General features: G+C 58.3%; 5 protein-coding genes and 1 pseudogene. 3 read left to right on the top strand and 3 right to left on the bottom strand.

What is annotated here, in order from left to right:
• The 3 genes and pseudogenes from ACXRVY_RS10155 to ACXRVY_RS10165 all read right to left on the bottom strand — a co-directional run.
• Positions 1–1,060: pseudogene (locus ACXRVY_RS10155) on the bottom strand (copper oxidase); the annotation flags it as partial.
• A gap of 285 nt (positions 1,061–1,345) precedes the next feature.
• Entirely contained in the window at positions 1,346–2,476 is a 1,131-nt protein-coding gene (locus ACXRVY_RS10160) for an ATP-binding response regulator (protein ID WP_223460613.1), read from the bottom strand.
• Positions 2,477–2,538: 62 nt separating this feature from the next.
• The gene (locus ACXRVY_RS10165) at positions 2,539–7,401 is read right to left on the bottom strand and encodes a HAMP domain-containing protein (protein WP_458237334.1); all 4,863 of its coding nucleotides are present in this window, start codon (positions 7,399–7,401) and stop codon (positions 2,539–2,541) included.
• Positions 7,402–7,698: 297 nt separating this feature from the next.
• Between ACXRVY_RS10165 and ACXRVY_RS10170 the strand changes: the two genes are divergently transcribed.
• The 3 genes from ACXRVY_RS10170 (at position 7,699) to ACXRVY_RS10180 (ending at position 9,368) form a co-directional block, all read left to right on the top strand.
• On the top strand, positions 7,699–8,340 hold the full coding sequence (locus tag ACXRVY_RS10170; protein ID WP_458237335.1) for a response regulator: 642 nt from the start codon (positions 7,699–7,701) through the stop codon (positions 8,338–8,340).
• A 204-nt stretch (positions 8,341–8,544) separates the two neighbouring features.
• On the top strand, positions 8,545–9,054 hold the full coding sequence (locus ACXRVY_RS10175; RefSeq protein ID WP_458237336.1) for a response regulator: 510 nt from the start codon (positions 8,545–8,547) through the stop codon (positions 9,052–9,054).
• Positions 9,021–9,368: a hypothetical protein gene (locus ACXRVY_RS10180; RefSeq protein ID WP_457266041.1), complete on the top strand. Its 348-nt coding sequence runs from the start codon at positions 9,021–9,023 to the stop codon at positions 9,366–9,368. The genes ACXRVY_RS10175 and ACXRVY_RS10180 overlap by 34 nt, the downstream gene beginning before the upstream one ends.
• The last annotated feature ends 282 nt before the right edge of the window (positions 9,369–9,650 follow it).

Raw genomic sequence — 9,650 nt, forward strand, 5'->3', positions numbered from 1 at the left:
TGTGTTCATGGGTGGTGAGGGTGTGCAGGCCAAAGCCCCGGTTGGCCGACGGGTCAATGGGCAAGGCATCGTAATGACGCATCAGCATCGCTTGGCCATAGCGTACCAGGAGCAGTTTGGGCGGAAAGGTGCCGTCGAATGTCCACAACGCATTATGGTCCTGGACAGGCAAGTTGGGGTGGAACTGCACTTGAATGCCCTTGGTGGTGCCCTCGTTGGCCGGGTTGCCGTTGGTGTTGTGATAGAGCCCGCCGGGCGCAAATTCCCCCACAGCGTAGTTATGCCGTTGCATCCGATCACGCAAGCCGCTGTTGACGTGCGCGCCGGCTTGCACAGTCTTGAAGGCATCGCGCGGGAAAAACTCATTGAAACGCTGGTGCGACCAGCCTTTGCCCGGTGGCCGGCCTTCTGCGGGCGAGTCGACTCGGCGATTGAGGAAAAGCTCGATCTGCGCCTTCCAGGGGTTGCGGTCCAGGACATTGGAGAACTCTGTCGGGAAGGGCGTCAATGCCGGCTGCCTGAGAAAGGCGTCCAGCGCATCCGGAGACGGGCCGCTACGTGCCACGTTCAATGGATCTTGCGCCGGTGCGGGGCCCAGCGTCGGAACCGGAAATGGAACCGGGGATGGCGGGTCGGTCGCATCCAGTTTGTTCGAGCCGAATTCCTCGAACAGTTCAAGCTTCTGGGTGAACGGTTGAGCCCCGAACACCGGGCTGGCATTACCGTTAGTGGGGATGTTGAAGCTGGGTTGCAGATCGGGTGGCAGCACATTGTCGACCAAGGGGGTCTGGCGGTTACCGACCACTCCATTGGGCAAGTCGAAGGCGCCCACGTTTGCGGGAGGCAGCTTGAGCAAGTCCCGCAATGCGGCATTGGGGTCGGCGGGCGGGTTGGTGAACGCCGATGGGTCGGTAGGAGGCGGTGGATCGGTGTTGTCGAGGGGGGCTGCCCGGGTCTGGGACAAGCCCAGCCCAAACACGATCACGGCAGCAGAGATACTTAACGCCAGCCTGGTTTTGGACAATGGACTAGGATTCAGCCTTCCGGCATCCAGTTTCATCGCAAACACCTCTGACGATTCCTCGGAGCGCGCGGCAATACATGGGTATTGAGCCACTGCTCCTGGCCCGGCTGGCGAAATGTTTGATTTCGAACCGGGATAAGGATGATGCAAATTTTCCGCCAAAAGTGAAAGAAGGTGACTAATGGCTCTACGCCGCATACCCCTTGTCTGCTGGCTTCAGGCAGGTAGGAGCAGCCAGGATGAATACCCCCGATGACGGGGAATATCCCCCAATAACGGGTGCGATTGTGCGCAGTGTCTGGGCCAAGAGAAATGGCCACGTCAGTCGAGTGGCAGCGATATCGTCAATCTCGTTCCTTTGTCCGGTGCGCTGTCGATCGTGAATTCGCCGCCGAGCATGCTGATGCGTTCCTTCATCCCCACCAACCCGAACGAGTTCGATTTTTTGCGATCCGTCATGCCGACACCATTGTCTTTGATCAGCAGGTAAAGTCGGCGGCCCTCCCGGTAGAGTTCGATATGCACCTGTGTCGCTTGCGCGTGCCGGGCAATATTCGATAGCGATTCCTGCACGATGCGAAACAGAGTCGTGGCGGATTTTTCATTCAGATCGCAACGCAAACTCTCGTCTTTCACCGACATCGTGCAATCGATCACGCTGCGCTGCCGGAACTCTTCAAGTTGCCACTCGATCGCTGCCTGTAGTCCCAGATCGAGTACGGGCGGTCGAAGATCATTGATGATGCTGCGGACACTGCGGATGGCTGAATCGAGGTGATTCAGGGCGTCGCTGACCTTTTCGTTGAGCTTGGGGTGCCGGGTACTGGTGCGCGCCTGCAACATGGAGACGTCAATTCGCAATGCCAGCAGACTTTGCCCCAGCTCGTCATGGATGTCGCGTGCGATGCGCTTTCGCTCTTCTTCCTTGATGCGCTCCTGATAGGCGGCCAGTTCACGCAGCTGCAGCTTCGATTGCAGCAGTTCTTCGGCCTGCATCGTCAGTTTGCGCTGCAAGTAGTACAGGTCGACAAACACCAGGATCTTGGCGCGAAGAACTTCGGCCACAATCGGCGAGAAGATGTAATCCACTGCGCCGGACGTATAACCGCGGAAACGCTCGGAATCCGTATCGGCCTCCGCCGTGACGAAGATAATGGGCGTGTGGGCCGATTTCGGGCGGCCGTGAATGAGTGCCGCGGTTTCAAAACCGTCCATCACGGGCATTTTCACGTCGAGCAGAATGACGGCGAAGTCGCGCTGCAATAGCAGGCGCAGCGCCTCGCGCCCGGAGGTCGCCGTGGCAACATCGAGGCCCATGTCGGCAATCACCGCGGCGAGCGCCGTAAGCTTGCCGGGATTGTCATCCACCAGCAACACGGATGCTGGTACGCCATCAGGCGGGAGCGCTTGCCGCACCTGGGCTCTCTCTTTGAATGCCGGGGGTTCCTGCATATTTATGCCACTTCATTTTTGCCACTTCGGTTTGCGCTGGCCGCAATGAGCGCGGTACAGCGTCATCGATAGAGCCATTTGCGCATCAGTGACAGCAGCTGGTCGGTATCCACCGGCTTGCTGACATAGTCCGATGCTCCTGCCTCGAGGCACTTTTCACGGTCACCCATCATCGCCTTTGCCGTCAGCGCAATAATGGGCAGGGTTTCAAACCTTTTGAATGTACGGATCTGGCGCATGGTTTCAAAGCCATCCATCTCGGGCATCATGATGTCCATCAACACGATGTCGGTATCGGGCTGCTGCTGCAGCAGTTCTATGGCGGTTCGGCCGTTTTCGGCCGTGGCCACCAGCATTTTGTTGCACTCGAGCACGCTGGTCAGGGCAAAAATATTGCGCACGTCATCGTCGACCACCAGGGCCTTTTTACCCTCGAGACTGTCTGATCCCTGATAGAGTTTTTCCAGCATCTTGCGCTGGGTCGGCGACAGACTGGCTACGACGCGGTGTAGAAACAGCGCGGTTTCGTCGAGTATGCGCTCGGGCGATTGAACTGCCTTGATGACGCCCTTGCCGAGCAGTGTCCTGAAACGCTCGCGTTCCGGCTTGGTCAGTGTCTCTACACCATAGACGACGATCGGCAATTCACGCATGGCGTGGTCTTCCTGCAACGCCTCGAGAAACCCGATGCCGGATACGTCGGGCAATTTGAGATTGATTGCCATGCAGTCGTAGCGTTTCGTTGCCAGTTTGTTCAAGGCTTGCGCGCCGCTGCCGGTCGTTGCGATCTTCACATCGGTATTGCCGAGTAGATCGAGGATACGGGCGCGGCTCCCTTCGTCGCCGTCGATGAGCAGCAGATTCCTGGTCTTGCGCCGAGCGAATGCCACGATGCCCACCAGCGCATTTTGAATCTCGTCGGCTGTGACCGGTTTGAGCAGATAGTCGAAAGCGCCATAGCGCAGCCCGCGTGTGTGATCGTCAGCGATCGAGATGATCTGGACCGGGATGTGACGCGTGGCGAAATTGCGCTTGAACTGCTCGAGTAGCGACCAACCATCGATGTCGGTCAGGCCCGGGTCCAGAGTGATCGCGGCGGGTTTGAAGCGTTCGACAAGCTCCAGTGCATCCGCGCCACGGGTCGTGACGATAGCCCTGAACCCCTCGTGGTGCGCGGCCTCGAGCAGAATGCTGGCGAATCGGGTGTCGCCCTCGAGCATCAGCAGCACCTGGTCCCCGGGTTGGACAGACTCGCGGTCGTCCGGTATCTGTACAGACGGGTCTGACACAGGGTCGCGCCTGACTTGGCCAGGTACTGCCTCTGTCGCTGATTCGTCCAGCGTCTGATGCTGGGCATCCTGTGTACGCAAGGGCACGTACAGCGCGAAAGTACTGCCCTTGCCGATCTCACCGGGGATCAGCCGCAGCTCACCGCCCAGCCGGTGTGCGAGCTCGCGGCTGATCGACAGACCGAGGCCGGTGCCGCCGTATTTTCGTGAGGTTCCGGTATCTGCCTGCTGGAACGCTTCGAAGATGAGCTTCTGCTTGTCGGCAGATACGCCAATGCCGGTGTCGGTGACCACGAAGGCAACCACCGCATCGGCGCTATTGAGTTCGCTGTGATCCACGCTCCACCCGGACACAGCGGGTTCGATGCTGAGCTTGACACTRCCTTGTTCAGTGAACTTGAAAGCGTTGGACAGCAGGTTCTTGACCACCTGTAGCAGGCGCTTTTCATCGGTCCGGATGCAGGGGGGCAGGGTAGGGGCCAGTTCAATCGTGAAGTCCAGGCCCCGGCTTTCGGCGACCGGCCGGAAGGTGCGTTCGATCTGGTGGTGCAGATCGGCGAACAGCGCTTCATTCAGATCCAGTGTGACCGTACCCGACTCGATCTTGGACAGATAGAGAATCTCGTCGATCAGCTCCAGCAGGTCTTTGCCCGCGCTACGGATGGTCTTGGCATATTCGACCTGCCTGGGCGTGAGATTGTGCTCCGCGTTGTCGCTGAGCTGCCGGGCCAGGATCAGCAAGCTGTTCAATGGCGTTCTGAGCTCATGGGACATACTGGAAAGGAATTCGGACTTGTACTTGGAGGTCAGCATCAGTTGCTCCGCCTTCTCCTCCAGCGACAGCTTGGTGATTTCGACTTCGCGGTTCTTGCGCTCCACTTCGGCTTTCTGCTCCTCCAGCAGTCCGGCCTTGTCCTCCAGTTCCTCGTTGGTCTGTCTCAATTCTTCCTGTTGCCTTTGCAGCTCCTGCGCCAGCGATTGCGACTGCTTGAGCAGTTCTTCGGTACGCATATTGGCTTCGATCGTGTTGAGCACGATACCAATCGATTCAGCCAGTTGATCGAGGAAGGTTTGATGAATGATGCTGTAGCGCGTGAACGAAGCCATTTCCACGACGGCCTTGACCTTGTTCTCGAACAGGATCGGCAACACGATGATATTGAGCGGGGCGGCCGCACCCAGTCCCGATGAAATCGCGACGTAATCTGCGGGTACATCGGTCAGCAGGATGCGCCGCTTCTCGTAGGCGCATTGCCCGACCAGGCCCTCGCCGAGCCGCCACTCATCGTTCACATTGATGTTGCCCTTGTACGCATAAGCGGACATCAGTTTGAGTTTCGCAGGATCGGGCGGGCTCTCGTTCATCATGTAGAACACACCGTGCTGGGCGTTGATCAGCGGAGCCAGTTCAGACAGCACCATCTTGGAGACTGCCGCCAGATCGCGCTGGCCCTGCAGCAGGCGGTTAAACTTCGCGAGATTGCTCTTGAGCCAATCCTGTTCCGCGTTTTGCCGCGTGGTTTCCCGCAGGTTGCGGATCATTTCGTTGACGTTGTCCTTCAATTCCGCCACTTCACCCTTTGCTTCCACCTCCACGTAACGCGTCAGATCGCCCTTGGTCACGGCAGTCGCCACATCGGCAATTGCGCGCACCTGATTGGTCAGGTTGGCCGCCAGACCGTTCACGTTGTCGGTCAGATCGCGCCAGGTGCCGGCAGCACCCGGCACGTTGGCCTGGCCACCCAGCTTGCCCTCGACGCCCACTTCACGCGCCACTGAGGTCACCTGATCGGAGAACAGCGCCAGCGTATCGGTCATACCGTTGATGGTGTCGGCCAGTTTGGCGATCTCGCCCTTGGCCTCCAGTGTCAGTTTCTTCTTCATGTCGCCGTTGGCTACAGCGGTCACCACTTTCGCGATGCCTCGCACCTGGCTGGTCAGGTTGGCTGCCATGAAGTTCACGTTTTCGGTCAAATCCTTCCAGGTGCCGGACACGCCTTGCACCTGCGCCTGTCCCCCGAGCTTTCCCTCGGTGCCGACTTCGCGCGCCACCCGCGTCACTTCGGCGGCAAAGCTGTTGAGCTGGTCCACCATGGTGTTGATGGTGTTTTTCAGCTCCATGATTTCACCCTTGGCTTCCACGGTAATCTTGCGCCCCAGGTCACCTTTGGCGACTGCTGTCGTCACGTCGGCGATGTTGCGCACCTGATTGGTCAGGTTGGCCGCCATGCTGTTGACCGAGTCGGTCAAATCTTTCCAGGTCCCACCGACACCCGTCACCTTGGCCTGACCACCAAGTTTTCCGTCAGTTCCCACTTCGCGTGCCATGCGCGTCACTTCGTCGGCAAAGGTCGAGAGCTGGTCCACCATGGTGTTGATGGTTTCCTTGAGTTGGAGAATTTCACCTTGCRCTTCGGCTGTGATCTTGCGCGACAGGTCGCCGTTGGCCACCGCCGTCGTCACGTCGGCGATGTTGCGCACCTGGGTGGTCAGGTTGGCCGCCATGCCGTTGACCGAGTTGGTCAAGTCCTTCCAGGTACCGGACACGCCGGTCACTTTGGCCTGTCCGCCCAGTTTGCCTTCGGTACCGACTTCCAGCGCGACGCGTGTCACCTCCGAGGCGAAGCTGGAGAGCTGGTCGACCATTGTGTTGATAGTGTTTTTCAGTTCGAGAATCTCGCCCTTGGCTTCAACGGTAATTTTCTTGCCGAGGTCGCCGCGCGCCACCGCGGTCGTCACCTGTGCGAGGTTGCGCACCTGGGTGGTCAGGTTGGCCGCCATGCCGTTGACCGATTCGGTCAGGTCGCGCCAGGTGCCTGATACGCCGCGCACTTCCGCCTGACCGCCCAACTTGCCTTCGGTACCGACTTCCAGCGCCACGCGGGTCACCTCCGAGGCGAAGCTCGAGAGCTGGTCGACCATCGTGTTGATGGTGTTTTTCAGTTCGAGAATCTCGCCCTTGGCTTCGACGGTAATCGTCTTGCCCAGATCGCCTTTGGCCACAGCGGTCGTCACGTAAGCGATGTTGCGCATCTGAGTGGTCAGGTTGGCGGCCATGTCGTTGACGGAGTCGGTCAGATCTTTCCAGGTGCCGGACACCCCTTTGACTTTGGCCTGCCCACCGAGAATCCCTTCAGTGCCGACTTCACGCGCCACGCGGGTCACCTCCGAAGCGAAGGAGCCCAGTCGAGTCACCATGGTGTTCACGATCCCGGCGGATTTGAGGAACTGGCCCCGCAGTTTCAGGCCGTTGAGTACCGGTGGTACCCGCTGACTCAGATTACCCTCGGCAACCGAATCGATAACGCGAATCATCTCGTTCATCGGGCTGATGAGGTCGCTGGTGAGCGCATTGCTCGAGTTGACGATCTTTTGCCAAGAGCCTTTCATCATCGGCAATTGAATACGCTCATCGACCTTGCCCTGCTTGCCGATCAGTCGCGCCACGCGTTCGAATTCGGTGGCGGTGTCGGCCGCCATGTCGATGATCTCGTTGAGCGTGTCGGCGATCTTGCCCGGCATGCCGGTCCAGTCATCCGGCATACGCTTGGTGAAGTCACCATTGCGCAACGCCTTCAGCGCTGTCAGCAACGTCTTCATGTCGAGTACTTCGATTGGTGTCGTTACTGTGGCCATGTCTATGTCCAGTCAAAATGGATGCCACGCGCAAGGCGTCATGCAGGAGCCGGCATTGCAGTATTGACCATGCTGAGAACTGAGCGTTGGCTTACGAAATATTAGCAAGGTTGGCGCAATGCCCCGCAGCCTGGGGAAATTGGCCGGGAACAGGCCATTCCAACCGCCTGCACCCGCTGTGCGGAGAAGCGAGCACCAATGCCTGAGGCAAAAGTGCAAGTGTGCTCTGTGCCTGCTAACGTCAAACTCTGCAGCTGATTCCATGGCTTGCTGGCCACTGCCGAATGGAAAATACAGATGACTGACCAAAAAATCAGAGTCTTGCTGGTGGACGATCACAGCATCGTGCGTAACGGCGTGCGACGCATGCTGGAGACTGCCGGCGAGATCGACGTAACGGGCGAAGCAGAGACGGCACAAGACGCCATGCGCCTGGTCCGGGAGCAGGATTTCGACGTGGCGCTGGTAGATATTCAGCTGCCCGATAAAACCGGCCTCCAACTCCTCAAGCTCATGCGTGCAGAGAAGCCCAAGCTCGCGATTCTGATGTTGAGCATGCATTCGGTCGAGGCCTATGCGTTACGCGCAATCAAGCACGGCGCAGCGGGATACCTCACCAAGGATATTTCCGCAGCCACCCTGGTTACGGCAGTTCGCAAGGTGGCCTCAGGCGGCAAGCACGTCAGTCCAGAGCTGGCAGAAAAACTGGTCAACGCTATCGGCAGAGGCGACGAGGCACCCCACGAAGCGCTATCCGACCGGGARCTTGAAGTSCTGAAGCTCCTCGCTTCAGGCGAGMGAATTGTCCGCATCGCKSAGATATTGCACTTGARCCCGAGTACCGTCACGACGTACCGGGCACGCATCCTGGAAAAAACCGGGATGGACRGCAACGCGAAACTGGCCCGCTATGCGCTCGAAAACGGCCTGTTGAGTTAGAGCGCCCCGTCACCCGTTCCAGCCTGCTTGTAGTGGAATCACTACAAGCTCTTGGCCGATATCTCCACAAAGATGTCCCGCTAACGTCGATAGTCGGTTTCGTTCTACTCGAGCATATTTCCCCCTGCGCAAGATTTGGTCCGCTGAGTGGAGTTGTCTTCGTCAGCGTCTTGTACAGCTATGTCAAAAAAGAGAGGTGAAATCATGCAGGTCACCAGCACAGAACCATTGACTGCACTGATGCCAGYCAGAKATTCAGGCCCTTTGCGYCTGTTTGTCGTTGAGGATTCGAACGCCGTGCCAGCACTGAGGCGCACGGTGTCGCCAGGGATCGCTGGCCTGTCACTTGCCGGGGTGTTCCACCGCGCAACGGCCGCCATCGTCGCCATTCGGCGTGARCCGCCMGATGTTGTCTTGCTGGACGTCAACCTCGGCGACGGTCAGGGCATGGAAGTATTGCGTGTGGTCGCAGCCGAGTATCCGCTGACAAAAGTCATCGTGGTCAGCAATTGCGCTGAACCGACACATTGGAAGTACTTCACAAAAGCGGGTGCCTACGCGTTCTACGACAAGAACCATGAACTGGCCATCATGCGCCGCATGTTKGAGCGTTTAGCCAAGTCCCTGTCACCAGAAGATTTTTCCTGYTGGCAATCATTCCCAAACGGGAGCAGTACCCCATGGAACCAATCAGCAAAGAACACGACTTTCTAGCCGTGCTGCGGCACGTCATGTCGCATGGCGTCATCACCTTGCTGGCAGTAGCCATAGCGTTTGCCACGCCGTATGCCGCACGGTTCATTCTCTATGTATGGTGGCCACGCGTGGAGCTGAACGCCAATCTGCTGCTTGTGACAGAAATCATGCTGGCCTCAACCTTGATAGTTCTCTTCCATCTGTGCAAACGCGCATGGGACACCGCTGGGAGTATGACTTCGCCGCCGCCGACCTGGTCCAGCGGGATGCGACCACTGGCAACGAGACCGGGCGTGCTCCGCTCGGACTCCCCGTCCATGGCAGTCGCTTGAACCTTCTCACCTGCTTCAGGATATGGATATGCATGAGAGCAAATTGCACGAGTCGGAAAAGACTCTGGAATCGATCTTCGTAAGTTGAGCGCGGAGTGCGCGCTGTATTCATGTTTAATCAATGTACTAAGTGGAGGACATCATGATGATAGGTTATTGGTTGTGCGCGTTGCTTTGGGGTTGGGTGCTGCTGGAAGAGATCCAATGCATACCCCCTCAAGAATGGAAAGACGAAGGGCTGAAAAAGGTTCTGTTGCTGCGCCGGACCAGAACCCGGACCGG

The organism is Pseudomonas sp. P5_A2_2 (genome assembly GCF_054177685.1).